Annotated in this window: 25 protein-coding genes; 9 read left to right on the plus strand and 16 right to left on the minus strand. The window is 68.6% G+C overall.

The genetic code is table 11. The features are described 5' to 3' along the window. Positions 1–64 precede the first annotated feature (64 nt). On the minus strand, positions 65–460 hold the full coding sequence (locus BMX29_RS07210; RefSeq protein WP_425314273.1) for an OB-fold nucleic acid binding domain-containing protein: 396 nt from the start codon (positions 458–460) through the stop codon (positions 65–67). Between the two features lie 123 nt (positions 461–583). On the opposite strand from BMX29_RS07210, the gene BMX29_RS07215 reads away from it, so the two are divergent. Then, a complete protein-coding gene (locus BMX29_RS07215; RefSeq protein ID WP_092811532.1) occupies positions 584–907 on the plus strand; it encodes a 2Fe-2S iron-sulfur cluster-binding protein in 324 nt (107 codons plus the stop codon). Positions 908–969: 62 nt separating this feature from the next. After that, positions 970–1,647: a VCBS repeat-containing protein gene (locus BMX29_RS07220; RefSeq protein ID WP_139196942.1), complete on the plus strand. Its 678-nt coding sequence runs from the start codon at positions 970–972 to the stop codon at positions 1,645–1,647. Positions 1,648–1,940: 293 nt separating this feature from the next. Here BMX29_RS07220 and BMX29_RS07225 read toward each other — a convergent pair whose 3' ends face one another. Continuing rightward, on the minus strand, positions 1,941–2,570 hold the full coding sequence (locus tag BMX29_RS07225) for a ribonuclease T2 family protein (RefSeq protein ID WP_092811536.1): 630 nt from the start codon (positions 2,568–2,570) through the stop codon (positions 1,941–1,943). A 143-nt stretch (positions 2,571–2,713) separates the two neighbouring features. Between BMX29_RS07225 and BMX29_RS07230 the strand changes: the two genes are divergently transcribed. Together BMX29_RS07230 and BMX29_RS07235 are read left to right on the plus strand one after the other, a co-directional pair. After that, on the plus strand, positions 2,714–3,493 hold the full coding sequence (locus BMX29_RS07230) for a DUF1013 domain-containing protein (RefSeq protein WP_092811538.1): 780 nt from the start codon (positions 2,714–2,716) through the stop codon (positions 3,491–3,493). Positions 3,494–3,592: 99 nt separating this feature from the next. Then, complete coding sequence (locus tag BMX29_RS07235) at positions 3,593–5,971, plus strand: methyl-accepting chemotaxis protein (protein ID WP_092811540.1); 2,379 nt, start codon at positions 3,593–3,595, stop codon at positions 5,969–5,971. A 29-nt stretch (positions 5,972–6,000) separates the two neighbouring features. Here BMX29_RS07235 and recR read toward each other — a convergent pair whose 3' ends face one another. From recR to BMX29_RS07250, 3 genes are all read right to left on the minus strand, one after another. Further along, positions 6,001–6,594 (minus strand): recombination mediator RecR, encoded by a 594-nt coding sequence (gene recR, locus BMX29_RS07240; RefSeq protein WP_092811542.1) that lies wholly within the window; start codon positions 6,592–6,594, stop codon positions 6,001–6,003. A gap of 13 nt (positions 6,595–6,607) precedes the next feature. Beyond that, positions 6,608–6,952: a YbaB/EbfC family nucleoid-associated protein gene (locus BMX29_RS07245; protein ID WP_043842245.1), complete on the minus strand. Its 345-nt coding sequence runs from the start codon at positions 6,950–6,952 to the stop codon at positions 6,608–6,610. A gap of 69 nt (positions 6,953–7,021) precedes the next feature. Further along, positions 7,022–8,779 carry a DNA polymerase III subunit gamma/tau gene (locus BMX29_RS07250; protein WP_092811544.1) on the minus strand — a complete coding sequence of 586 codons (1,758 nt, stop codon included), beginning with the start codon at positions 8,777–8,779 and terminating at the stop codon, positions 7,022–7,024. Between the two features lie 202 nt (positions 8,780–8,981). Between BMX29_RS07250 and BMX29_RS07255 the strand changes: the two genes are divergently transcribed. Next, positions 8,982–10,868, plus strand: coding sequence for an acyl-CoA synthetase (locus tag BMX29_RS07255; RefSeq protein ID WP_092811633.1), 1,887 nt, complete (start codon positions 8,982–8,984; stop codon positions 10,866–10,868). 57 nt (positions 10,869–10,925) lie between these two features. On the opposite strand, the gene BMX29_RS07260 is transcribed toward BMX29_RS07255, so the two are convergent. The 4 genes from BMX29_RS07260 to BMX29_RS07275 form a co-directional block, all read right to left on the minus strand. Next, positions 10,926–11,237 (minus strand): ArsR/SmtB family transcription factor, encoded by a 312-nt coding sequence (locus BMX29_RS07260; protein WP_051487370.1) that lies wholly within the window; start codon positions 11,235–11,237, stop codon positions 10,926–10,928. Positions 11,238–11,533: 296 nt separating this feature from the next. Continuing rightward, positions 11,534–12,871, minus strand: a complete 1,338-nt coding sequence (locus BMX29_RS07265) for a lyase family protein (RefSeq protein WP_092811546.1) — start codon at positions 12,869–12,871, stop codon at positions 11,534–11,536. A gap of 48 nt (positions 12,872–12,919) precedes the next feature. Further along, positions 12,920–13,708 carry a 3-oxoadipate enol-lactonase gene (pcaD, locus tag BMX29_RS07270; protein WP_043842251.1) on the minus strand — a complete coding sequence of 263 codons (789 nt, stop codon included), beginning with the start codon at positions 13,706–13,708 and terminating at the stop codon, positions 12,920–12,922. A gap of 61 nt (positions 13,709–13,769) precedes the next feature. Continuing rightward, positions 13,770–14,837, minus strand: coding sequence for a hypothetical protein (locus BMX29_RS07275; protein WP_051487371.1), 1,068 nt, complete (start codon positions 14,835–14,837; stop codon positions 13,770–13,772). A gap of 152 nt (positions 14,838–14,989) precedes the next feature. Here BMX29_RS07275 and trpB point away from each other — a divergent pair, with 152 nt between their 5' ends. After that, on the plus strand, positions 14,990–16,210 hold the full coding sequence (gene trpB, locus BMX29_RS07280) for a tryptophan synthase subunit beta (protein WP_043842253.1): 1,221 nt from the start codon (positions 14,990–14,992) through the stop codon (positions 16,208–16,210). A gap of 145 nt (positions 16,211–16,355) precedes the next feature. Here the strand turns inward: trpB and BMX29_RS07285 are convergent, their stop codons facing one another. From BMX29_RS07285 to BMX29_RS07305, 5 genes are all read right to left on the minus strand, one after another. Then, positions 16,356–17,243, minus strand: coding sequence for a mechanosensitive ion channel family protein (locus tag BMX29_RS07285; RefSeq protein ID WP_043842254.1), 888 nt, complete (start codon positions 17,241–17,243; stop codon positions 16,356–16,358). Positions 17,244–17,301: 58 nt separating this feature from the next. Continuing rightward, positions 17,302–17,670: a DUF2237 family protein gene (locus BMX29_RS07290; protein ID WP_092811548.1), complete on the minus strand. Its 369-nt coding sequence runs from the start codon at positions 17,668–17,670 to the stop codon at positions 17,302–17,304. Positions 17,671–17,674: 4 nt separating this feature from the next. Then, positions 17,675–18,850 (minus strand): serine hydrolase domain-containing protein, encoded by a 1,176-nt coding sequence (locus tag BMX29_RS07295; protein ID WP_092811550.1) that lies wholly within the window; start codon positions 18,848–18,850, stop codon positions 17,675–17,677. 65 nt (positions 18,851–18,915) lie between these two features. Continuing rightward, entirely contained in the window at positions 18,916–19,635 is a 720-nt protein-coding gene (pth, locus tag BMX29_RS07300; RefSeq protein WP_092811552.1) for an aminoacyl-tRNA hydrolase, read from the minus strand. 124 nt (positions 19,636–19,759) lie between these two features. Further along, on the minus strand, positions 19,760–20,431 hold the full coding sequence (locus tag BMX29_RS07305; RefSeq protein ID WP_043842257.1) for a 50S ribosomal protein L25/general stress protein Ctc: 672 nt from the start codon (positions 20,429–20,431) through the stop codon (positions 19,760–19,762). A 167-nt stretch (positions 20,432–20,598) separates the two neighbouring features. On the opposite strand from BMX29_RS07305, the gene BMX29_RS07310 reads away from it, so the two are divergent. Beyond that, positions 20,599–21,825, plus strand: a complete 1,227-nt coding sequence (locus BMX29_RS07310) for an MFS transporter (RefSeq protein ID WP_175471150.1) — start codon at positions 20,599–20,601, stop codon at positions 21,823–21,825. Here the strand turns inward: BMX29_RS07310 and BMX29_RS07315 are convergent. Continuing rightward, a complete protein-coding gene (locus BMX29_RS07315; protein ID WP_043842258.1) occupies positions 21,788–22,969 on the minus strand; it encodes an alpha-hydroxy acid oxidase in 1,182 nt (393 codons plus the stop codon). The two genes, BMX29_RS07310 and BMX29_RS07315, sit on opposite strands and share 38 nt — an antisense overlap. A 308-nt stretch (positions 22,970–23,277) precedes the next feature. Between BMX29_RS07315 and BMX29_RS07320 the strand changes: the two genes are divergently transcribed. After that, the gene (locus BMX29_RS07320) at positions 23,278–24,054 is read left to right on the plus strand and encodes a ZIP family metal transporter (protein ID WP_043842259.1); all 777 of its coding nucleotides are present in this window, start codon (positions 23,278–23,280) and stop codon (positions 24,052–24,054) included. Between the two features lie 86 nt (positions 24,055–24,140). Here the strand turns inward: BMX29_RS07320 and BMX29_RS07325 are convergent, their stop codons facing one another. Further along, positions 24,141–24,626, minus strand: a complete 486-nt coding sequence (locus tag BMX29_RS07325; protein ID WP_043842260.1) for a hypothetical protein — start codon at positions 24,624–24,626, stop codon at positions 24,141–24,143. A 159-nt stretch (positions 24,627–24,785) separates the two neighbouring features. On the opposite strand from BMX29_RS07325, the gene trpA reads away from it, so the two are divergent. Then, entirely contained in the window at positions 24,786–25,577 is a 792-nt protein-coding gene (trpA, locus tag BMX29_RS07330) for a tryptophan synthase subunit alpha (RefSeq protein ID WP_092811555.1), read from the plus strand. Positions 25,578–25,728 lie beyond the last annotated feature (151 nt).

The raw sequence follows: 25,728 nt of genomic DNA on the forward strand, positions 1-25,728 counted from the left end.
CGCTCGTCCATCCTCGTGCGGCGCCGGCTGCGTCTGACGCGCGTCCGGGCCGGATGGCGGCACTCTAGCCCCCCACGGGCGCGGGCGAAAGCGGGGCCTCTTTGGGCGCGGCGAGGAGGCGGTCGAGCAGCGGCGAGATGTCCTCGACGATCTCGGCGATGACGTGTGTGACGCCGCTCTCGCGCTGGACACGGCCGGTGACGTGCAGCATCCGGCCGGCGATGACCGCGCGGCGGAAGCGTTCGTAGAGGGCGCGCCAGACGATCACGTTGATCGCGCCGGTCTCGTCCTCGAGCGTGAGGAAGATCACCCCCTTGGCGGTGCCGGGCCGCTGGCGCAGGATCACCAGCCCGGCCACGGCGATGCGCGCGCCGTTGGGGGGGCGGCCGAGATCGTGAGCGCGCAGGCAGGCGGGCGGACGCGGCCAGCCGGCCATGGCGCCGGAGTTGGAGACAGGCATATCCGACATGAGTGAACAAATAGCGAACACGCGGCGGCCGGGCAAGTCCGCGGCGCGAAATCTCTGGAAGCCGGCGCGCCGCTCTTCTAGGACGGGCGGGACAGACGACGAACGAGGCTCCGCATGGCGAAGATCACCTATATCGAGCACAACGGCACCGAGCACGTGGTCGACGTGCCGACCGGCCTCACGGTCATGGAAGGCGCGCGCGACAACGGGATCCCCGGCATCGAGGCGGATTGCGGCGGCGCGTGCGCCTGCTCGACCTGCCACGTCTACGTGGCGCCCGACTGGGTGGCGAAGCTGCCCGAGAAGGACGACATGGAAGAGGACATGCTGGACTTCGCCTTCCAGCCCGATCCCGAGCGCTCACGCCTGACCTGCCAGCTGAAAGTGACCGACGCGCTGGACGGGCTCGTCGTCCAGATGCCGGAGAAGCAGATCTGAACGGGGCGCCGCGACGCCCGGGGCGTCCATGGCGGCCGCTCGCCCACGGCGCGGTGGCGGCGGTGGGCCTGTGGCTGGGTGGCGCGGTCGGCGCCGTCGCGGATGACATCGCGGCGGCACGCTATCTCGAGCCCACCGGGCGCTATGACCATGGTGTGCTGGGCGATGCGCTGGAATGGGGCGCGCTCGAGATCGTCCTGGAGGGCGGCGCGGCCTTTCGCGCGACCCTGCCCGAGGACATGGTGTTCGAGGATCTCGCGCCCCGGCTGTGGGACGTGGACGGCGACGTCACGCCCGAGGTCGTCGTGGTGGAAACCGCCCTCGACCGCGGCGCTCGGCTGGCGGTCTGGGACGAGACCGGGCGGCTTGCCGTCACCGGCCATATCGGCCGTCGCAACCGCTGGCTTGCCCCGCTTGGCGCCACCGATCTCGACAGTGACGGACGGGTGGAGATCGCCTATGTCGACCGGCCGCACCTGCTGAAGGTGCTGCGGATCGTCCGGATGGAAGGGGATCGGCTGGTCGAGGTGGCCGAGCGCGGCGGCATCACCAATCACCGCCTCGGTGAGGACGTGATCCATGGCGGGGTGCGGACCTGCGGCAGCAGGCCGGCGCTGATCGCGGCCGACGCGGACTGGTCCCGCGTGGTGGAATTGCGCTTCGACGGCGCCGCGATCTCGGCGCGGGCCGGGCGGCCATGGTCGCCGGAGGCGGCGGAAGAGGCCCTGGCGTGCCGCTGATCCGTGGAGGCCCGCAGCAGTCGCACGAAGGCGGCACTGATATCGTCGCGCTCTGAACGGCAACGCGCTCGATGCCTGAACGGCCCTTGAGCACAAGCTTCGGTCTGGGTCGTGCCCGCCCGTCGGTGCGGTCGCGCAAGGGCGGAGGGACGACGCACGAGGTACGCCTGCGGAACCGCTAACCCATTCTCAATGCTTGCTGTGCAAGGATCGCAAAGGCAGCAGTTCGGGGAGGTCCGGCAAACCGTTCAAAAATCACGTCTTTCCCGACGCTCACCCGAGCATGCGACACGCTATCTCACAGGCGCCAGCAACGCGTCCCGCGCGGTACAGTCGCGAACCACGTCGGCACCGCAGGGCACCGGCTCCAGTGATTTGGTCAGGCAAAGCCGTGCCTCCTGGATGCGGCCGCTGCGGCAGGTGATCGTCACCATGTCGGCCTCCCAGCCGGGATTGGCCTCGAGGAACGCCTCCTCGACCACTTCCGCGGGCAGCGTCACCGCGTCCCTGAGGCGTCGGAGTACCTCGGGGCGGTGCACGCTCTCGAACGCGCGGCGCACGGTGTCGAGGTAGTCGGAGGCCGACAGCCCCGAGCAGGTGCCGTGCTTGCGCCACTGGTAGGCCGCGAGCCCCGTGGAGCCCATCACGTCCTCCATAGCGGCGCTTTGCCGCGGCGTGGGCGGCGCGGCGTCGGTCGGGCAGTAGGAGGGCCAGCCTGCCTCGTATTGCGGCCAGAGGCCGTGCAGCACCCAGCCGAGCGGCCGGTCGCACTGTGCCGCTCCGCGCGCCTCTCCTTCGAGGGCGCACCAGGTGGGCGACCAGCTCATCGACAGGACGTAGTAGTCGAACCGTCCCGCCGGCTCGCCCTCGGCGCGGGCCAGCGTGGCGGACAGGATCAGGGCCAGGGCGGCGCGGCCAAGCATTTTCTCTTTCCTCCGGCGGACGGCGTGACTATATACGCGGCCAGTTTCCCGACAACGGCAACCGTCCCGGACATCAGACCGGGACCCCTCGCGGCAGAGGCCCGGGGGAGGCCGCAGACGTATTCGATAGGAGAAAGACAGACATGGCCAGGCTCCTGCACCCGAAGGCGACCGCCGTCTGGCTGGTGGACAACACCACGCTGAGCTTCAAGCAGATCGCCGACTTCACCGAAATGCACGAGCTCGAGGTCCAGGGCATCGCCGACGGCGACGTCGCCGCCGGGGTGAAAGGCTTCGATCCCGTGGCGAACAACCAGCTCGAGCAGGGCGAGATCGACCGCGCGGAGAACAACCCGCTCTACGCGATGAAGATGAAGCACAACCCCGCCGCCCGCGACGAGGACAAGCGCCGGGGCCCGCGCTACACGCCGCTCTCGAAGCGCCAGGACCGCCCGGCTTCGATCCTGTGGCTGGTCAAGTTCCACCCGGAGCTTTCGGACGGCCAGATCTCGAAGCTCGTCGGCACCACGAAGCCGACGATCCAGTCGATCCGCGAGCGCACGCACTGGAACATCCAGAATATCCAGCCCATCGACCCGGTGGCGCTGGGGCTTTGCCGCCAGTCCGAGCTCGACGCCGCGATCCAGAAGGCGTCCAAGAAGACCGGTGAGGTCATGGACGACGATGCCCGCCGCAAGCTGGTGTCGACCGAGCAGTCGCTCGAGATGGATCCCGAACCCCGGCTGCCCTCGGCGATCGAGGGGCTCGAGACGTTCAGCCTCAGCGAGGGCGGCGCCGAGCACGAGAGCGAGTCCGAGACCGAGAAGAGCAGCGCCGACTATTCCGACGCGGAGAGCTTTTTCAACCTGCCCGACGACGATGACGACGAAGAGGACGAGGACAGCGACGATCCGCGCGGCTGATCGTCGTCGCCTCGGCAAACTGCATGGCAGGGTGATCTTAAGTCTTTGTTGAAGGCTGGGTGAGAGACATCGGCAAAACCGTTGCCGGAGTCTCTCACCATGCCCCAGACCGATATCGGCCCTCCGATTCGCTTGCGCCGTCTCGTCCACGCAGCGGTTCTCATGCCGATCTTCGCCGCCCTCGCGTTGGGTGGCTGGCTGGTCTGGTCGAAGGCGGCCGAACTGCGCGAGGCGCGGCAGGTCGAACGGTCGATGGACCTCGCCGTGGCCTTGGGCGACGTCGTTCACGAACAGCAGCGCGAGCGCGGCGCCTCCAGCGTCTATCTCGAAAGCGGCGGTACTCAGTTCGCCGAGGAATTGCGCGATCAGCGTCGGCGAACCGATGCGCGCGCCAAGGACCTGATGGCCGTGCGCTCCCGGCTGGACGGGATGCTGCCCAGGGCGGTGACCGAAAGTCTCGTCGGATATGCCGAGGCGGTCACTCGGCGCCCTGAATTGCGTGCAAGAATCGACGCGCTCGACATTCAGGCGCCGGACGCGATCGGCGCCTATACCCAAATGAACACCACCGCGCTGACGACGATCGGCCATCTCGGCTCGGCGTCCGGCGACGGCAGGATTGCCGCGCACGCTGTGGGGTTCCTCGCCCTCCTCGGCGCCAAGGAGAGCGCGGGCATCGAGCGGGCGGTCGGCGCGGGCGGTTTCGCGGCCGGACGCTTCGATGACGCGCGGCTTATGCGTATGGGCGCCTTGATAGCACGGCAGGACAGCTGCTTTGACATTTTCCGCAGCATCGGTTCCGCGCCGTGGATCGCCACGCTATCCGAAATCGAGGCGTCGCCGGCGTCGAGGGAGCTGACGCAGATGCGCGCGGTCGCGCTGGACTGGCCGCGAACGAGGTCGCTTGGTGCCATCGCGGCTAGAGATTTCTTCGCAGCGGCAACCGAAAGGATCGTCGCGTTGAAGGCGCTCGAGGAAACGGTCGGCGCTTCCATCGCCGGCGCGGCCGCCGCGCTCGTCCGCTCCGCAACTGTCGAACTGGCCCTCGCCGCCCTCGTCCTGATCGCGGGAATCGGCCTCAGCCCGATCGCCGTCCGCCGCTCGATCCGCCTGCTCGAGGGCGACGTGCACAGCGTCGTCGGCGCCGCAGAGGAGATGACCGCGGGACATCTCGAGGGGCCCGTTCCCTACGTCCGCCTGCGCGAACTCGTCAGCATGAGAATGGCGCTCGAAAGCTTCCGAAAGTCCATTCGCGAGGCTCTGCGCCGCGAAGGTCAGTTGCAGAGCAAGCGCGCCGCACGGATCGAGGCCGAGGCATCCAAGGCAGCCGAAATCGCGCGGTTCGAGCAGGCGGCTTCCGAGGAGCGGGCCCGCCGCGCCTCCGCGGAGGCTGCGCACGTTGCCGAGGTTGCGGCCGAAGTTAACGGCATCGTCACCGCCTATGGGGAAGGGGACTTCGCCCGCCGTATAGACCTGGCTGGCGGGGACGGGCAACTCGCGGCGGTCTGCCAGGGCATAAACCGAATCGGCGATTCCGTCGGTGCCGCCCTAGGTGCGATCCGCAAGGCGCAGGACCACCTTGCCGAACGCGACCTCTCCTTCCGCCTGCCGGACAGCTTCAACGGCGTGTTCGGCGACATCGCCCGGGCGATGAACGAAGCGAACACGGCGATGGCGGAGACCGTGGCGCGCATCGGCCTCGCGACATCCGAAATCGATACGTCGATCGGCGAAATCGGCGAGGCGGCGCAGGGCCTGGCCGAACGCTCCGAGCGCAACGCCGCGGTCCTGGAGGAAACGACCGCTTCACTGACCCAGATGGCGGAGTTGATCTCGGTTTCCACGGTGAAGTCGCGCGATGCGGAGAAACTGGTCGCCGAAATCTCGAGTCGGGCCGACGTAGGAAACGACACTGTGCAAAAGGCCATCGCGGCAATGGAGACGATCAGATCCGCCTCCAAGCGGATCGACGGCGTGTTGAAGGTGATCGACGACATTGCCTTCCAGACCAACCTTCTCGCGCTCAACGCGGGCGTGGAGGCAGCACGCGCCGGGGATGCCGGGCGCGGCTTCGCCGTCGTCGCGGCAGAGGTTCGCGCCCTCGCGCTGCGTTCTTCGGATGCCTCGCGCGAGATCTCCGAGATGATCGCTTCGTCGGGCGTGGCGGTGCAGCAGGGGGTCGCGCTGGTCAACAACAGCGGCGAAGCCTTCGCCGACATCGTGACAGGCGTGCGCGACACCCGTGCGCGAATCGTCGAGATCGCCTCGGCAGCTACCGAATCGGAGGCCACCGTTCGCCATATCTCGGACGCGACGTCCGAACTCGACCAAGTGATCCAGCGCAACGCTGCGATGTTCGAGGAGACGAATGCGGCCATCGGCACGCTGCGAACCGAAACAGAGGCGCTGGTTTGCCAAGTCTCTGCTTTCCGATTGCCCGAGGGGCCTGTCCGGCGGCAGAGCCCCCGCGCAGCATGATGTCCCCCGTCCTTTGCGGGGCTCTTGCGTCAGACCCGGCGACGGGCGTTCAGCGCCGCCGTGATCGTGCCGTCATCGAGATAATCGAGTTCGCCGCCGATGGGGACACCCTGCGCCAACGACGAAATCGGCACGCGCCCCTCAAGCTGATCGGCGATGTAGTGCGCGGTCGTCTGCCCATCAATCGTGGCGTTGAGAGCGAGGATCACCTCCTCAACCCCTTCGGAGGACACACGATCGATCAGCTTGGGGATGCGCAATTCGTCCGGTCCGACAGAATCGAGCGCGGAGAGCGTCCCGCCCAGGACGTGATAGCGCCCACGGAACTGTCCCGATCGCTCCATCGCCCAGAGGTCGGCCACGTCCTCGACAACGCACAGAAGGCTCGACGATCGCTTGGGATCGCGGCAGATGCCGCAGATTTCGGCGGTATCGAAATTGCCGCAGGTCAGGCATTCGCGCGCGCTGTCGGCGACCGTCGCCATCAGCTCGGCCAAAGGCGTCAGCAAGGATCCCCGCCGGCGCACGAGGTGCAGCACCGCGCGCCGCGCCGACCGGGGGCCGAGCCCCGGAAGACGCGCCATGAGGGCGATCAGCGCATCGATGTCGTCGCGGTCGGCCATGCGCGGCCCTGCCTCAGAACGGCAGGTTCATGTCCTTGGGCAGGCCGAGGCTTTCGGACAGCGCACGCATCTCTTCCTGCGAGCGCTCGTTCGCCTTGGCCTGGGCGTCCTTGATGGCGGCGAGGATCAGGTCCTCGACCACTTCCTTGTCGTCTCCGTTGAAGATCGACGGGTCGATGTCGAGCGACTTGAGCTCGCCCTTGGCCGACGCCACGGCCTTGACCAGCCCGGCGCCGGACTCGCCGGTGACCGTGATGTTGTGCAGCTCTTCCTGCAGCGCCGCCATGCGGGTCTGCATCTCCTGCGCCTTCTTCATCATCCCGGCCATGTCGCCGAGGCCGCCCAATCCCTTGAACATGGGACCTCCTGTCAGTCGCGTTTGATCCAGAGATACGTGCGGCGCGGCGCCGTCACAAGGCCGGGCCCGTCAGTCCTCTTCGAACGGGTCCCATTCGTCCTCGACTTCGGCCAGCGCCTCGGCCTCGGCTTCGGCGGCAATCTCCTCGGGCGGGGTCACCTTGCGGATGGCCGCCTTGGGGAAGGCGTCCATGACCGCCTGAACCAAAGGATGAGCGCGGGCCGCCTCGACGCGGGCGATCTCCTCGGCGTGGTCGCGCTCGTAGATGGTCTCGGCCTCGCACCCGTTCACGAGGATCACCGCCCAGCGACTGCCGGTCCAGCGCGACAGCGCGGTGCCGATCCTCTGGGCGAGGTCCCGGGGCGCGCCGTCGGCGGGAGTAAACTCGATCCGGCCCGGCTGGTAGGCGGCGAGCCGGACATAGGTTTCGACCTCGATCAACAGCTTGGCGTCCCGGTTGGCACGGATCAGTTCGACCACGTGGGCGAAGGTCGGGTAGCGGGCGAGCGCGGCGTCCTCGGCCACCGCGCGCACGGCCGAGCCGTCCTGCGCGCGGGCCCCGCCGCCACCGCCTGCCGGCGCGCCGCCGCCCTGCGCGATGGCGCCGGCCGCACCGCCCGTGGCCATGCCGGACCCGCCGCCGCCGCCCGGACCGGGGGCCGGGGGCGTCTCGGATTGCAGCTTGCGCACCAGTTCCTCGGGCGAGGGCAGTTCGGCCACGTGCGTCATGCGGATCACCGCCATCTCGGCGGCCATCATCGCGTTCGGGGCCTGCGCGACCTCGTCGAGCGCCTTCAGCAGCATCTGCCAAAGCCGCGTGAGAGGCCGCATGCCCAGCGACTGCGCCATCGCGAGGCCGCGCTCCCGTTCTTCGGGGGCGACGGTCGGATCCTCGGCGGCGTCCGGCGTGATCTTGACCACCGACACCCAGTGCGTGACCTCGGCGAGATCGCGCAGCACCGCCATCGGGTCGGCGCCGTCGGCATATTGCGCGCCGATCTCCTCGAGCGCGCCGGCGGCGTCGCCGCGCATGACCATCTCGAAAAGGTCCATGACCCGCCCGCGGTCGGCCAGGCCCAGCATCCCGCGCACCTGCTCGGCGCTTGTCGCACCCGCGCCGTGGCTGATCGCCTGGTCGAGCAGCGAGGTCGCGTCGCGGGCCGACCCCTCGGCGGCGCGGGTGATGAGCGCAAGCGCGGAGTCCTCGATCTCGGCATTCTCGCGCTCGGCGATGCGGCGCAGGAGGCCGATCATCGTCTCGGGCTCGATCCGGCGCAGGTCGAAGCGCTGGCAGCGCGAGAGCACGGTCACCGGCACGCGGCGGATCTCGGTGGTGGCGAAGATGAACTTCACATGCGCCGGCGGCTCTTCCAGCGTCTTGAGAAGCGCGTTGAACGCCGAGGTCGACAGCATGTGGACCTCGTCGATGATGTAGATCTTGTAGCGCGCCGAGGCCGCCCGGTAGTGCACGCTGTCGATGATCTCGCGCACGTCGTTGACCGAGGTGTTGGATGCCGCGTCCATCTCCAGCACGTCGACGTGGCGGCCCTCCATGATCGCGCGGCAATGCTCGCACTGGCCGCAGGGCTCGGTCGTCGGTCCGCCCTCGCCGTCGGGGCCGATGCAGTTCAGGCCCTTGGCGATGATCCGGGCGGTGGTCGTCTTCCCGGTCCCGCGGATGCCCGTCATGATGAAGGCCTGCGCGATCCGGTCGGCGGCGAATGCGTTCTTGAGCGTGCGGACCATCGCCTCCTGCCCGACGAGATCGGCGAAGGTCTCGGGGCGGTATTTCCGCGCGAGCACCTGGTAGGCGGGATTGTCGGACATGCACGGGACTCCGGTTCGGGCGCGGCGCAGACTAGGCCCGCGACGGCGGCGCGTCCACCCGCCGGGCGGGCTGGCGTCGAAGTCCTCTCGGCGGTCCGCCGCTACGTCGCGTAACGGCCGCGCGCCGCAGCGTCGCGCGCCCTTGCGCTTCGGGTCTGCGACGCGCGACATTCGGGACGGGAGACTTTGGGAGGACTTGACCGTGACTTTCGCCTCGTTCGCCGATCGCGACGCCATCGAAGCCGAGATGCCGTGGGCGTCCCGCGATCTGCCGAAGACGCTCTACGGCTTGCTGTCGCGTACAGCGACCCGATTTCCGGATCGTCCGGCGGTGTCCTACCAGATCTTTTCCGGGCCGAAGGACAAGGCCGAAACGCTTAGCTGGCGGCAATTGAAGGACCAGGTCACCCAGTCGGCCAACTTGTTCCGGTCGCTTGGCGTGGGCGAGAAGGACGTGGTCGCCTACGTCCTGCCCAACTGCAACGAGACCACGGTGACGCTGCTGGGCGCGGCGGTGGCGGGGATCGCGAACCCGATCAACCCGCTGCTCGAGCCCGAGCAGATCGGCGCGATCCTGCGCGAGACCGGCGCCAAGGTGGTCGTCACGCTCAAGCCGTTCCCCAAGACCGACGTGGCCCAGAAGGTCCACGAGGCGGTGCGCCATGCGCCGTCGGTTCAGACCGTGCTCGAGGTCGACCTGAACCGCTACCTGACACCGCCGAAGTCGTGGATCGTGCCGCTGATGCGCCCGAAGCTCGACGGCAAGCGCCACGTGGACGTCAAGGATTTCGGCCGCGAACTGGCGAAGCAGTCCACGACGCTGGGCTTCGAGGACCGGCAGGAGGACCGCGTCGCGGCCTATTTCCACACGGGCGGCACCACGGGGATGCCGAAGGTCGCGCAGCATCTCTACTCGGGGATGATCTACAACGGCTGGCTCGGCCACAGGCTGCTGTTCTCCGAGGACGACAACCTGATGTGTCCGCTTCCGCTGTTTCACGTCTTCGCCTGCCACGTGATCCTGATGGCGGCGGTGGCGTCTGGCGCGCACGTGATCTTCCCCACGCCGCAAGGCTACCGGGGCGACGGCGTCTTCGACAACTTCTGGAAGCTGGTCGAGCGCTGGAAGATCACCTTCATCATCACCGTGCCCACCGCGGTTTCGGCGCTGATGCAGCGCAAGGTGGACGCGGACGTGTCCACGGTGAAGACCGCGTTCTCGGGCTCGGCGCCGATGCCGCTGGAGCTCTTCAAGAGGTTCGAGGCCGCTTCGGGCGTGACCATCGTCGAAGGGTACGGCCTGACCGAGGCGACGTGCCTCGTGTCCTGCAACCCGCCGGAGGGAGAGAAGAAGGTCGGCTCCATCGGCATTCCGTTCCCATACACCGAGGTCAAGATCGTCCGGCAGACGAACGAGGGACCGAAGGAATGCGCGGTGGACGAGATCGGCGAGATCTGCATCTCGAACCCCGGCGTCTACGCGGGCTCGACCTATACCGAGGAAGACAAGAACCACGATCTCTTCCACGAGGGGATTTATTTGCGGACCGGCGACCTCGGGCGGCTGGACCCGGACGGCTATCTCTGGATCACTGGCCGGGCGAAGGACCTCATCATCCGCGGTGGGCACAACATCGACCCCGCCGAGATCGAGGAGGCCCTGCTGGGCCATCCGGCCGTCGCCTTCGCCGGCGCCATCGGCCAGCCCGACGCCCATGCGGGCGAGCTGCCCTGCGCCTTCGTGGAACTGGTGAGCGACGCGCAGGTCACCGAAGAGGAGCTGATGGAGCATTGCCGCACCCACGTCCACGAGCGTGCGGCGCAACCTAAGCACCTGGAAATTCTAGATGAGCTGCCCAAGACTGCGGTGGGCAAGGTCTTCAAGCCCGATCTGCGCAAAAGGGCCATCACGCGGGTCTACAACGGGGCGCTGGAAAAGGCAGACGTTCCGGCGCGGGTCGAAAGCGTGGTGGATGACAAATCGCGCGGGCTGGTGGCCCAGGTGCGGGCCAATGGCGCCAGTGACGAGCAGATCACGCAGGTCCTTGGAGCCTTCACCCGGCCGTGGGAGCACGCGCAGTCCGCGTGATCCCGGTTTTTCGCCGGAACAAGGCCGTTTCCGCAATCGCGGGGACGGCCTTTTCTGTCACCGGAAGCGTTCCCGCAACAGCCCGAGCATCCGCTCGGTCAGGTCGTCGTTGAGGCGGTAGTACACCGTCTTGCCCTGTCGCCGCGTCAAGACGAGGTCGTCGTCTCTCAGGCGCGCCAACATCTGGCTGACGGCAGCTTGCCTCGTGTCGAGAAGAGCCTCCAGCTGGCCGACCGACTTCTCTCCATCCTGAAGATAGTGAAGGATCGACAGCCGTCCGCGGTGCGCCAGCGTTTTAAGATACCCTGTCGCACGGTCGGCACCTTCAAATTCTCTGGTGGCCACAGTCGTGCCTTGCTTGCTCGGCATCAATGTCTCCCACGCCAAATGCCTGCACACCCAAACGAAGTAAGATGTATCTCACATACGAGTTTGCAAGGCATTGAGTTCCACGCAGAGTTGATCCCACTGACCAACTTCCGAATGCGGCTTTACTTGCATTGAAAGAATATTGCCGCGCGACTCCGGGATATTCCAGCCCGATACTCATGCACAATTCTGAAGGTAGCGGGATTACATTCCGTTCAGGGAATGAATTAGTAAAAAATTAATTTCTGTATTTGCCTGCAAACACGGAGAAATTTCATCGCGCGGATGGGCTCAAGTTAATCTTTGGACCGCGAAATAGCCGCGACCGCGGCGGCGAATTCCCGCGCGTCACCCGGAGCGGTGCCGATCTCTTGTGCCGGGTCGAACAGCGCCGGATCGATGTCCGGCCAGCGCGCCAGCGCCGCATCCCGCAAGTGGCCGCCTTCGGTTGCCACGGTCCCCGCAAGCGCCTTTACCTCGGCCTGTGCCTCCGTGCGGCTCATGCGGTCGGTGAGCGCGAAGGACAGCGCCTCGGCCGCCAGAAGGCCCTGGCTGCGCGAGAGGGTCTCGGCCATCGCCTCGGTCGCGGGGGCAAGACCGCCCAGCACGTCTTCGGCGCGGGTCAGCGCGGCGGCGAGCGACAGGCAGAGCGAGGGCAGGGTAAGCCACTCGGTGAACCAGGCCGCGCCGTCGCGCTGCTGCCGGTGGACGCCGGCCCCCTGAAGCGTCGCGTTCAGGCCCGTGGCCTGCGCTGCCAGCGCCGACAGGACGGACGGGCCGACAGGGTTCTGCTTCTGCGGCATGGTCGAGGAGCCGCCTGCGCCACCGAGCCGGACTTCCGCCACCCCGGACTGGGTTGCAAGCGTGAGATCCTCCCCGATCTTGCCAAGCGCGGCCGCCGCCCGAGCGATCCACGCGCCGAGCCGAAGCAGCGGCGTGCGGTCGGTGTGCCACGTGCGCCCCGGATCGGCGAGACCGAGCGCCGCGGCAAGGTCCGCGCGCAGGGCCGCCGCTTCGGGTTGAAGAGCCTCCGCGGTGCCAGATGCGCCCGAAAGCGACACCGGCAGCGCCGCGCGCAGGCCGTCGATCTCGGCGCGCAGTTCCAGAAGAGGCCAGCCCCAGGAGGCAGCCACGGCGCCGAAGCTCGTGGGCGTCGCGTGCTGTCCGTAGGTCCGTGCCGCCATCGGAGTCGCGGCGTGCTCGGATGCCAGTCGCGCGAGGTGGCCGAGGCACGCGGTCAGCCGGTCCTCGTAATGTCCCAGCACCTGCCGCAGACGCAGCATCAGCGCGGTGTCCACGATGTCCTGAGAGGTCGCGCCCCAGTGCAGGTACTGCGCGTGCTCGGGCGCCTGCATGGCCGCCCGGAACAGCGACAGGAACGCCGGCACGGGCACGCCGTTCTGCCCGGTTCCCTCGGCCAGTCCGGCGGGGTCGAGCTGCAGCTCGAGGCTCGCGCGGTGGATCGCGCGGCCGCTGACCTCGGGAATGATCCCGCGTGCTCCCTGCGCCTTGGCGAGCGCCCCCTCGACGAGCATCATCGCCCGGACCTCGGCGGTGTCCGAGAACAGGCGCGCAACGTCGCCGGTGGGGAAGAGCTGCGCGTAGATGTGGCTCGAGAAGGCGTGTCCGGACATGGAGGTCGGCTTTCGGTCTTGGTCAGGTCGATGGTGGGCGGCGCGGGCTCAGAGACAGCCCTGCGCGGCAAGGAAATCGCTCAGGATGCGGGCGTATTCCTCGGGCTTCTCGGCGCAGGGCAGGTGGCCCGCGCCGCGGATGAGGGCGAACTCGGCGCCCGGCACGAGGTCCGCGGTCTCGCGCACCAGATCCGCGGGCGTCGAGCCGTCGTCGGAACCCGCGATCGCAAGAAGCGGCAGGCGCAGCGCGGCGGTCGTGGTCATGAAGTCCGTGCCGGCGATCGCCGCGCAACAGCCCGCGTAGCCATGCGCCGGCTGCCTTTCGAGCATCGCGCGCCAGCCGTGGATCGCGTCGGTCTCGTGGAAGGCGGGCGCGAACCAGCGTTCGAGCACCGCGTCCGACATGGCGGCCAGCCCCTCGCTCTCGGTCTTGGCGATGCGTTCGGCCCACATGTCTCGGGTGCCGATCTTGGCGGCCGTGTTCGACAGCACCACGGCGCGCACGAGGTCGAGCCGCTTGGCCGCGAGCCCCTGCGCGATCATGCCCCCGATGGAGAGACCCACGAACACTGCGTCGCGCACCTGCAGGTGGTCGAGCAGCATCTCCACGTCGTGCACCAGCTGCCCCATCGCGTAGGGCGCCGCGGGCGCCTCGGACAGGCCGTGGCCGCGCTTGTCGTAGCGGATAAGGCGCAGGCCCTTGGGCAAATGCGGCAACACCTCGTCCCAGAGCCGCAGGTCGGTTCCGAGCGAGTTGGCGAAGACCACAGGCTGGCCGTCGGGGTCGCCGTCCTCGCGGTAGTGCAGGCGGATGCCGTCGAGCGTGGCGATCTTCATGGCTGTCTCCCTTGGTAAGCCTCGGTCCCGGTCTTAGCGGGCGGCGCGGGCGGAGGGAACCTCAGCCCCGCGATCCCCGCAGCCAGCGCACGCCGCGGCCCAGGAACCCGGCCCTGCGTGGGGCCGGAGCCTCGTCGTCTTGCGGCACCTGCGGTCGTGGCACGCCGCGCGCGGCCACGTAGGCGTCGAGAACGGCCTTCGCCTCCTCGGCCAGGGGCGCATCGCTGGCGGGGTCGGCCTCCACGTGGTCGTCGAAGGCCGGACCGGTCAGGAACCGCTCGGCCAGATCGGTGTTTGCGCGCCGGTGCTTGCTGACCATCGCGCGCCGGGTTCTCGTGTCGAGAAGGAAGCGTCGGGGCGGCACGTCGATCACCTTCGGCGCCTCCGCGAAGAAACGCCCCAGCGCGTGGTGCACGCGCATCGGGTCCATGCCCTCGCCCTGCAGGCGGATTTTCAGAAGCCGCGCAGGCTCGATCAGGCCGGTGGGCGGGCTCACGTTGGCGGCATTCATCGCCTCGGTCGCGCCCGCCGGGATCGAGGTCACGCCCACAAGATCGATCAGCGCCCGAAGCGCGTGGTCCTTGGGCTGGCCGGGGCGCAGCAGCACGGGATGGATGTTCGACCGCCCGAAGAACTTGCCCCAGTAGGTCAGCGTCATCGCGTAGTTCAGAAGCCCCTGACGGCGCCGCTTCTCGACGAGGTCGGGCAGGGCGTCGGTCCACGGCTTGCCGCCCTTTATCTGCTGCTTGTAATCCGACTCGACCCAGATGTCCTGCCGCCGCAGGTAGGCCACCACCGTGGTCTCGAAGCCCTTGGCGCGGATGCGCTCGGCCACGTCGTTCATCGCCGGCGTCGCGAAGAGCCCGAACAGCACTTCGGACGAGATGATGACGTCGCCTTCCGGCTCGAGGAAGAAGTCCAGCTTGCGCTGCCAGGCGTCGCGTCGGTCGGCGAGGATATCCTCGGCCAGCTTGGCGCCGTTGCCCTGGTGCCGTTCGCGGGTGCCCGGCGGGAAGCGGAAATGGACGTTCTCGCGGGCCAGCGCCTCGGACTGGTCCTGCAGGAAGGCCTGTACCGTCGTCGTCGCGCATTTCGGCATGCCGACGTGCAGGAAGAGGCGTTTGGTCATCTCGGCGGCGTCCTTCGATGGCGGCGTCCGCGCCGGTCTACCGAAGCCGCCGCACGGCGTCCACGGGCGCCGCTTTTCGTCTGGAAAACCCGCAGACCCTCGCGTAGACGGTGAGGCCACCCGCGCGGGTGCGCGCACAAGGAGGCAAGGCGATGAACGAACGTGTCAATTCCTTCATGACCGGGCCGGACGAGAAGGGCCGCTTCGGCGATTTCGGCGGTCGGTTCGTGTCGGAAACCCTGATGCCGCTGATCCTCGAGCTCGAGGAGCGTTACACGCACGCCAAGACCGACCAGAGCTTCTGGGACGAGATGGACTTCCTGTGGAAGCACTATGTCGGCCGGCCTTCGCCGCTCTACTTCGCGGAGCGCCTCACCGAGCGGCTCGGCGGCGCCAAGGTCTACCTCAAGCGCGACGAGCTGAACCACACCGGTGCGCACAAGATCAACAACGTGCTGGGCCAGATCATCCTCGCCCGGCGCATGGGCAAGACCCGCATCATCGCCGAAACCGGCGCCGGCCAGCACGGCGTCGCGACCGCGACGGTCTGCGCCAAGTTCGGCCTGAAATGCGTGGTCTACATGGGCGCCCACGACGTGGAGCGTCAGCAGCCCAACGTCTTCCGGATGCGGCTGCTTGGCGCCGAGGTGGTGCCGGTGACCAGCGGTCGCGGCACCCTCAAGGACGCCATGAACGACGCGCTGCGCGACTGGGTGACCAACGTGCGCGACACGTTCTACTGCATCGGCACGGTGGCCGGCCCGCACCCGTACCCGGCGATGGTCCGCGACTTCCAGTCGATCATCGGCACCGAGGTCCGCGAACAGATGCAGGAGGCCGAGGGCCGTCTGCCCGACACGCTGATCGCGGCGATCGGCGGCGGATCGAACGCCATGGGCCTGTTCTACCCGTTCCTCGACGACAAGGAGGTCTCGATCATCGGGGTCGAGGCCGGTGGCAAGGGCGTGTCCGACAAGATGGAGCACTGCGCCTCGCTCACCGGCGGGCGCCCCGGCGTGCTGCACGGCAACCGCACCTACCTTCTGCAGGACGACGACGGCCAGATCCTCGAGGGCTTCTCGATCTCGGCAGGCCTCGACTATCCCGGCATCGGTCCCGAGCACGCCTGGCTGCACGAGAGCGGGCGCGCCAAGTACGTGTCGATCACCGACGCCGAGGCGCTGGAGGCGTTCCAGCTCTGCTGCGAGACGGAGGGCATCATCCCCGCGCTCGAACCCTCGCACGCGCTGGCCCACGTGACCAAGATCGCGCCCGATCTGCCGAAGGATCACATCATCTGCATGAACATGTGCGGACGCGGCGACAAGGACATCTACACCGTCGCGAAGGCGCTGGGCCACGACATGGACTGAACCGGCACGACTGTCGGAAATGTATCGGAAGGGGCGCATGTTGCGCCCCTTTTTCGTGTCAGATTGTCGGAAATGTGCAAGCTTCCGCGCCGGACGGAGGGCGCATGGGTGGCCGTTTCGGACGCCGCGGGACCGGACTCTCACGCTAGGTTTCGTCCCCGGTCCGGTCCAGCGCCAGCGGCTCCTTGAACGTGAGCGTGCGGTAGGGGAACGGGATCTCGATACCGGCCTCATCGAGCGCGCGCTTGACCGCGGCCACCGCCTCGTCCCGTGAGCGATGCTCGTCCGGCGGCGCGCTCTTGGCCCACCAGCGCACCAGGAAGTCGATGGAGGACGAGTTGAACTCGCGCGCGAACACCTCCGGGGCCGCGCCGGGGGCCCGCGTCTCCAAGCCCTCGATCGCCGTGCGGATCACTTCGCGCGCGGCATCCACGTCCTCGCCGTAGGCGACGCCCACGATCATCTCGATGCGCCGCACGGTGCGATCGGTCAGCACCCGCACCGGGTTCTTGAAGATGTAGGAGTTCGGCACGAGGATCAGTTCGCCCGAGCGCTGCCGCAAGAAGGTGTCGCGGACGGAAATGTGCTCGACCTTGCCCGAGAGGCCCTCGCAGACGATGTCGTCGCCGATCCGCATGGGTTTGCGCAGAAGGATCAGGAACCCGGCGAGGAAGTTCTCGAAGATGTCCTTGAAGGCGAGGCCCACGGCGATGGAGCCGAGGCCGAGCCCGGCCAGCATCTTGGTCGGCGTCAGATTGGGAAAGAGGATCGTCGCCGCGATCACGGCGCCCAGCAACCAGATGCCGATCCGCGCGAGCTTTTCCAGCGCTGTAACGAGAGAGGGCCGGGATTTCGACCGGCGCAGGCCCCCGGCGACCGCGCGGCCCACGCCCCATGCGACCGCCCACGTCACCAGAAGGATGACCAGCGCGACCGCCATGTTGGGCAGCAGATCGACCGCGCCGCGCAGCAGGGCGGCGAGGTCCTCGGTCACCATCCGGACAGGGTGAATGTTGTCGGTGACCTCGTCCATGCCGCTCCGTTCCACGCGATGCGATCAAACGCGCAGGAAGCGGCGGCGTTCCGCAGGGTCAGCCGGCGTGCTGGCGCAGCACCTCCAGCGGCACGATCTCGAGCGCACGGGCATGGGTCGCGGCGAGGTTCACCTTCGGCGCGCAGCCATCGTCATGGGCCTGAAGGAAGCGGCTGGCGCAGAGGCACCAGCTGTCGCCGGGCTTCAAGCCGTCGAACATGAACTCGGGGCGCGGGGTGGACAGGTCGTTGCCGACATATTTCGAGAACGCCAGGAACTCGGCCGTCATCACCGCGCAGACAGTATGGCTGCCCGCGTCCGCGGCGCAGGTGTTGCAGTGCCCGTCGCGAAAGAAGCCGGTGAGCGGTTCGGTCGAGCAAGACTGAAGCGCGTCGCCCAACACGTTGACCTCTGGGTCCTTTTCCATGGCGTCACTCCCCTGTTTCGGCGGCGTCCCGCAGCGCCCGCATCATCTGGAGCGCGTCCTCGAACGCGCCGTCCTCGCGGAACCGACGGTCGGCGGCGTTGATCGCCACGACCACGTTCGCCGCGCTGTCGATGTAGACGTATTGCCCGTAGATGCCCCGGGCAAGGACCTCGCCCGGGCGGGCGTCCGCAGGTATCCACCACTGGTAGCCGTAGCCGATGGCGCCCGGCGCGGTGGGGGCCGACGGCGTGGTACTTTCCGCGATCCATTCGGCCGGGACGATGCGCCGGCCCCCGAGCGTCCCGCCATTGGCCACCATCTGCCCCATCCGGGCGTAGTCCCGGGTTGTCATGTTCAGCCCGCCGAGCGCGAAGGCCGTGCCGTATCCATCGGTGATGTAATAGGGATCGCGCTCCACCCCGAGCGGGGTCATGATCCGCTCGGACATCAGCGTCGGCAGCGCGCGGCCGGTGGCGCCGCGCACCACCATCGCGAGGACGTGGGTGTCGATCGAGACGTATTCCCAGGCTTCGCCCGGCGCGCGCACCCTGTCTTCCAGCCCCGCGGCGAACCCGTCCATCGACCGTCCCAGCGCAAGGACCCGGCCCATGCGATTGATGTCGCTCCAGAAGTCCAGGTAGTCCTCGTCGAATTCGACGCCCGAGGTCATCTGCATGACCTGCCGGATGGTCACCCCGTCATAGGCGCTGCCGGCAAGGCCCGGCACGTATTCCGTCACCGGGGCGTCGAGGTCCGGGATGTCGCCGTCCTCCACGATCACGCCGACAAGGGCGGACAGGAAGCTCTTGGCGACCGACCACGAAATTCGCAGGTCGTCCGCGTCGGTGCCAAGGCGATAGTCCTCGAGCACCCGCTCGCCGTCCGACAGGACGACGAGGCCGGTCACCGCGCGGCGGTCGAGCCAGTCGCGGAATCCGTCCGGTGGGTCGAGAGGCGGGCCGAGAGACAGGGAGATCACGTCTGCACCGTCGCGCGGGACCGTCACGGTCTCGAACAGCGCGTCCATGTGGCTGAAATTCCAGACGATCCGGTCCGCGTCGAACAACCGGTTCACCGCCAGCAGGCGGGACAGCTCTTCTTTCTTCCAGAGCGCCACCGCCCCGAGGCCAAGCGTGAGCACAACGATACCGGCGGCCAGCCGTGTCCAGAACCTGTGCATGTCACCGTCCCCCCCTGGCCTCAGCATCCTGGCCGGAAGAGGCTTTCGCAACCGTTACGCCGCGCTCAGCGGAAGCGGTCGGCCAGTTTCTGAAGGGGGGAGCGGGTGTCTTCCTCTGGCTCGGCGGGAGCGTCCTTCGGGGCAGGGGCCTCGGCCTTTGCGCCGGGTTTTTTGTCCCCGCCGCCAGAGTCCTGCGGCGCGCTCTTGGAGCTTCGGGCCGGCGCCGTGCGCTGCGCGACCTTGTTCATGAACGCGCCCGCATCGCCGTCGGCCAGCGCGGGCGCTCCGTCCGCGATGCCGCGCATCAGGTCGTCGAGCCACTCCTGGTCGGCCTTGGCGAAGTCGTGGAGCACGAAGCCCGATACCTTGTCCTTGTGCCCGGGGTGCCCGATGCCGAGCCGGACACGCTGGTAGGCCTCTCCGATATGGGCGTGGATCGAGCGCAGACCGTTGTGGCCGGCGTGGCCGCCGCCGGATTTCACCTTCAGCCGCCCCGGCGCGAGGTCGAGCTCGTCGTGAAAGACGCAGACATCCTCGGGTTCCAGCTTGAAGAAGCGCATGGCCTCGCCCACCGACTGGCCCGAGCGGTTCATGTAGGTCGCGGGCTTGAGGAGCAGCACCTTGTCGCCGCCGAGCCGTCCTTCGGCCGCGTGGCCCTGAAACCGCGCCTTCCACGGCCCGAGGCCGTGATCCTCGGCGATCCGGTCGAGGGCCATGAATCCGATGTTGTGGCGGTGGCCCGCATACTGCGCGCCGGGATTGCCGAGACCGACGAAGAGTTTCATGTCCCGCTCCTTGCGTCCTGCGGGCCGAGACATAGGGCGACGGCGCGCGGGCCGCAACGAAAACGGCCCCGCCCGAGGGGGCGAGGCCGCTTCGATGTCCGCGTGTCCGCCGCAGCGGACGCGATCAATCGTCGGTCTGCTCGGGCTCGCCCTCGACCGTCTCGGCGTGCTGCTCCATGACCTCGGTCTCTTCCGGGGTCTCTTCCTCGTCGTCCTGCGAGGCGAGCGCGGACGGCGCGGCGATGTTGGCAACCACGAAGTCGCGGTCGATGGTCTTCTTCGCACCCGCCGGGATCTCGATGTCCGAGATGTGCAGGGTATCACCGATGGCCAGCTTGGACACGTCCGCGACCAGCTTCTCGGGGATGTCGCCCGCGGTCACGATCAGCTCCACCTCGGGGCGCACGACGGTCATCACGCCGCCTGCCTTGAGGCCGGGGCACTCTTCCTCGCCCACGAACTCGACCGGGATGAAGAGATTGATCTTCGACGTGCGGCGCAGACGCATGAAGTCGACGTGCGTCGGCAGGTCCTTCACGATGTCGCGCTGGACGTCGCGGCAGATCACGCGGACGTCCTCGTGGCCCTCGACCTTGAGGTTGAAGAGCGTGGACTTGAACCGTCCGGCCTTCAGCCGCTTGATGAGGTCGTTGTAGGGCAGGTTGATCGGCAGGGGCTCTTTGTCGCCGCCAAACACGATCCCCGGAACCAGGTTCTCTCGACGAGCCTGACGAGCGGCGCCCTTGCCTGTCCCCGTACGTTCCAGGGCTTCAAGATCCGGAATCTCTCCAGCCATGATGTCTCTCCTTGATGCAAAGCGGGGTGCCTCCAAGGCTGTCACCCCGCGCGAGTGCTGCCCGTTACACGCGCGCCCGAAGTATGGCAAGCCGATTCGCCCGAGCATGGACGGCGTTGCGCTGGCGCGGCTGGACCGCACCGGCGCGTCGTGGCACCGCTTGGACCATGCGGCACGATCTCCATCTCTCGCGCGGTCCGGCCTCGGCCTTCGCCGCCATGGCGTTCTTCTGGGGCGCCTTCGCGGCCCTCGCCCCGGCGCTGAAGGACGGCGCCGGGCTGTCGGACGGCGGCTTCGGGCTCGCGCTTCTGGCGGCCACCGGTGCGGCGGTGGCGGCGATGGCGGTGGCGCCCGCGGTGGCCGCCCGCACCGGCTCGCGCGGATTGCCCGCGAGCGTGGTCGCGGTGGGAGTGACCATGGGGGGACTCGGGGTCGTGGACGGGCCTGTGGGCTTCACGCTCTGGCTGGCGCTGGCCTGTGCCGGCATGGGCCTGATGGACGTGCTGATGAACGCACAGGTCAGCCGCCTCGAAGCCGCCAGCGGGCGCACTCTGATGAACCTCAATCACGGGCTCTATTCGCTGGTCTACGCGCCGGTGGCGGTGGCTGCCGGGGTCGCGCGCTGGGCCGGGGCGAGCCCGGAGGCGATCTTCGCCGCGCTCGGGCTGGGCACGGTCGGCCTCGCGGTGCTGTCGCGGCGCGGGATTGGCCTGATCGCCGAGCACCACCACGCCGAGCCGCGCCCCGTGCCACCGGGTTGGGCGCTTCTTGCACCCGCCGGGGCGATCGTCTGCCTTGCCTTCCTCGCCGAGCAGGCGGCCGAGGGCTGGTCGGCGCTGCATCTTGAGCGGGGGCAGGCGGCGGGCCCGGCGGCAAGCGCGGTCGGCCCGGCGCTGCTGGGCCTGACCATGGGGGTGGGACGCCTCGGCGGACAGGTCGCGGCGCAGGTTTGGTCGCACAGGATGCTTCTGGCAGCGGGCGCATCGCTGGCCGCCGCGGGCGCCGCGCTCGCCGCCTGGGCGCCGGTGCTGCCGCTGGCCTATCTCGGCTTCGCGGCGCTGGGGCTGGGCCTGTCGACCATCGTTCCGACGACATTCGCCTGGGTCGGGGCGCGACTCGGGGCCGGCGCACGTGAGGGTGCCATCGCGCGGTTGTCGATCGTGGGCTACGCGGGGTTTTTCTTCGGCCCGCCCGCCATGGGCGGGGTGGCCGAACTCGCCGGTCTCGACGCGGCCTTTACGCTGGTCGCGGTGCTGCTCGTGGCGATACCCGCCGTCCTGCTGCCGGCGCTGGTGCGTGGGGAGACGGCGCTGATCCGCGCGGGCCACGCGCCGGGGCGGACCGGGGAGGGGGCGATCAGCGGTTCCGCCGCCCCTCGTCCCACGGGCCGGTAAAGCCCTCGGGCACCATCAGCATGTCGCGGTCGATCTCCTCCACCCGCCGCTTGCCGCAGAGCGCCATGGAGACGTCGAGCTCCTTCTGGATGACCTCGAGTGCGCGGGTCACGCCCTGCTGGCCCATCGCGCCAAGCCCGTAGATGTAGGCGCGGCCGATATAGGTGGCCTTCGCCCCCATCGCGAGCGCCTTGAGCACGTCCTGACCCGAGCGGATGCCGCTGTCGAGATGCACCTCGACCTTGTCGCCCACCGCGTCGATGATCGGCTCGAGCGCACGGATCGTCGACAGCGCGCCGTCGAGCTGCCGGCCGCCGTGGTTCGATACCACGATCGCGTCCGCTCCGGCGTTCACCGCCTCGCGCGCGTCACGCGGATCCATGATGCCCTTCACGATGAGCGGGCCGTCCCACATGCGGCGGAACTCGCGGATCCGGTCCCAGTTCAGCGACAGATCGAACTTCTGCGCGGTCCAGGACATCAGCGAGGACGGGTCGTCGACCCCGTCCACGTGGCCGACGATGTTGCCGAACTGGCGGCGCTTGGTCGACAGCATGCCGATGCCCCAGGACCATCGCGTTGCGAGGTCGGCAAGGGTCTTGGGCGTCAGCTTGGGCGGAGCCGACAGGCCGTTCTTGAGGTCCTTGTGCCGCTGTCCGAGCAGCTGAAGGTCCACCGTCACCACCGCCGCCGAGCACTTGGCCTCCTTCGCACGGTCGAAGAGCCGCTGCATGTAATCTGTGTCCGTGAGGGTGTAGACCTGCAGCCAGAAGGGCTCGGAGGTGTGCGCGGCCACGTCCTCGATCGAGCAGATCGACATGGTCGAGAGGGTGTAGGGCACGCCAAATTTCTCGGCGGCGCGGGCGGCCTTTATCTCGCCGTCCCAGTGCTGCATCCCGGTCATGCCCACCGGCGCGAGGGCCACCGGCATGGTCACGTCGCGGCCCATCATCGTCCCCGAGGTGCTGCGGTCGGCGAGATCCACGGCAACGCGCTGGCGCAGGTAGAGCTTGTCGAAATCCGAGGAGTTCTCGCGGAAGGTCTGCTCTGTCCAGCTGCCGGACTCGCAGTAATCGTAGAACATCTTGGGGACGCGGCGCTTATAGAGGCGCTTGAGGTCCTCGATCTCGGTGATGGTGGGCATCTGCTCTCTCTCCCTCGGTCGGCCCGTCAGGCGTAGCAAGCGGGCGCTGTCTGGGCAATCGCGCGCTGGGCCGGAACGCCGGGAGGATCAGGCAGCGCGACCGGGCAGTGCGGCCGCCCCGGACCGGTGGGGGCTGACCTGCCGGGGACTGTGCCGCTCTCGGTCGAGGGGCCGCGGAACGTCACTCTCGAGAGACCGCTGGGCACCGTCCCGCACACCCGATCCGCGACGCCGCTTTCGCCGCCGCGACTTGACAACACTGTGCCGGGACGCACGTCCCGCCCGGTCCGAAACCGCACGAGAGACTTATGGAAAACGTCGTCCTGCTGGGGGTCCTGGCCAGTCTCGTCGCCGGGACGCTGACGGGCGTCGGCGCACTGCCCGTGCTGTTCGGACGGTCCGTGTCGCAGCGCAGCACCGACACCGCGCTTGGCTTCGCGGCGGGTGTGATGATCTCGGCCTCGTTCTTCTCGCTCATCCTTCCGGGTCTCGACCGGGCCGAGACCCTCTACGGGTCGGTCTGGGCGGCAGCAACGATCGCGGCGCTTGGCCTCGCGGGCGGCGCGGCCGCGGTCTGGGCGCTCAACACCTTCGTGCCGCACGAACACTTCGTCAGCGGGCCCGACGGTGCCGATCCCGGCGCGATCCCGAAGATCTGGCTTTTCGTCATCGCCATCACCATCCACAACCTGCCGGAGGGCATGGCGGTTGGCGTCGGGTTCGGTGGCGGAGACATGGCGAACGGCATGGCGCTGGCGACCGGCATCGGCTTGCAGAACGCGCCCGAGGGCCTGGCGGTGGCGGCGGCATTGCGGGGGCAGGGCTACGGCAAGGGCCGCTCCGTGGGTGTCGCGCTGCTGACGGGGCTGGTGGAGCCGGTGGGCGGGCTGGTCGGCGCGGCGGCTGCGACGGTGTCGGCCTACGTTCTGCCGTTCGCGCTGACATTCGCGGCGGGCGCCATGCTGTTCATCATCAGCCACGAGATCATCCCCGAGACCCATCGCAACGGCCACGAGAACAAGGCGACGCTGGGCCTGCTGATCGGGCTGATCCTGATGATGTTCCTGGACGTGACCCTGGGGTGAGGCGCAAAATATTAGCTAATATTTTGCGCGCCGGGCGGCGCAGGCCGCATGATTTTAGCTAAAATCATGCGGCCCCGTCGTTGCGATCAGGTGCAGGCGGCGTAGACCGACCGCAGCGGGCCCGCGTCGGGCGCGACGATCTCGGCGCCGGTGGACAGTGCGAAGGTCACCGGTCCGCTCGGGCCGGAAACCACCTGCCGCGAATTGTCCGTCGCCGCCACCGAGCCGCGCCAGACGGTGCCGGGCCGGGCCTCTTCCTCGACTGCGACCATTTCGATGTTGGCCCGCAGGCCGCCCGCCGAGACGCCGAGCTGGGCGCCCTGTCCGGGTGCGCCCGGATCCTGCGCCACGCGCCAGACCACGGCGGGCACCCCGGTGCGCGAGGTGCCGCAGGTCGCGCTCACGACAGGGGCGCCGCCGGCCGGGCCGAACGCGGCCGAGACCGGGTCGCTGCCCGATTGCCACGCGAACCCGGCGGTGGGGGACGCCGGCATGGGCGCCTCCGGTGCTGCGCCGGGCATGTCGCAGGCGGCAAGCGCCGGGAGGAGGGCTAGGGCCGCGAGACGTTTCATGTCGGAGTTCCTTTCGGTTGAACCTTTTTCCCGTCACAGGGTAATGCAGTGCCGCGCCGGCCGACAGCCCTCCGGCCGGCATTGATTTTCCCGCGTCGCTCGGGCAGGTGATCGCGACCGATACAGCCCAGACCGCCAACGCAGGCCGAGGAGACCGCCATGACCCGGATCGAGACACGGTTCGACACCCTCAGGGCCGAGGGCCGCAAGGCGTTCGTCGCCTACCTCATGGCGGGTGATCCCAACGTCGAGACCTCGCTCGAGGTGATGAAGGGCCTGCCGGGCGCGGGCGTGGACGTGATCGAGCTGGGCCTGCCGTTCACCGATCCGATGGCCGACGGCCCCACGATCCAAGAGGCCGGGCAGCGTGCGCTTGCCGGCAAGATGACGCTCGACAAGACGCTTCAGATGGTGCGCGACTTCCGCAAGGACGACGGCGAGACGCCGATCGTCCTGATGGGGTACTACAACCCGATCTATTCGCGCGGCGTGGATACCTTCCTCCGCGAGGCGAACGACGCCGGGATCGACGGGCTCATCATCGTCGACCTGCCGCCCGAGGAGGACGACGAGCTGTGCATCCCGGCGCAGAAGGCCGGCTTGAACTTCATCCGGCTCGCCACCCCCACCACCGACGACGCGCGCCTGCCCAAGGTGCTTCAGAACACATCGGGCTTCGTCTACTACGTCTCGATCACCGGGATCACCGGCGCGGCCGCCGCGCAGGCGACCGATGTCGGCCCCGAGGTCTCACGGATCAAGGCGCAGACCGACCTGCCGGTGATCGTGGGCTTCGGCATCCGCTCGCCCGAGACCGCGCGCGAGATCGCGGCCACGGCCGACGGGTGCGTGGTAGGCTCTGCCATCGTCGCCGAGATGGCCTCCGGCAAGCGCACCGAGGATGTGCTGGCCTTCGTCCGGTCGCTGGCCGACGGTGCGCATTCGGCCTGACTCGGCGCCGCGGCGGTTGCGCCCGGCGCGGGGGCGCCCTACCTGCCCCTGCCGATACGGCCCCCGGAAGACACCCTGACTCGGAGACCGTGACCCGCACGGCGGGCATGTTATGTAGGACCCCGACGCCGGGGCGGGGGACACGCCCCCG

The organism is Roseivivax marinus (genome assembly GCF_900109705.1).
Lineage (GTDB): Bacteria > Pseudomonadota > Alphaproteobacteria > Rhodobacterales > Rhodobacteraceae > Roseivivax > Roseivivax marinus.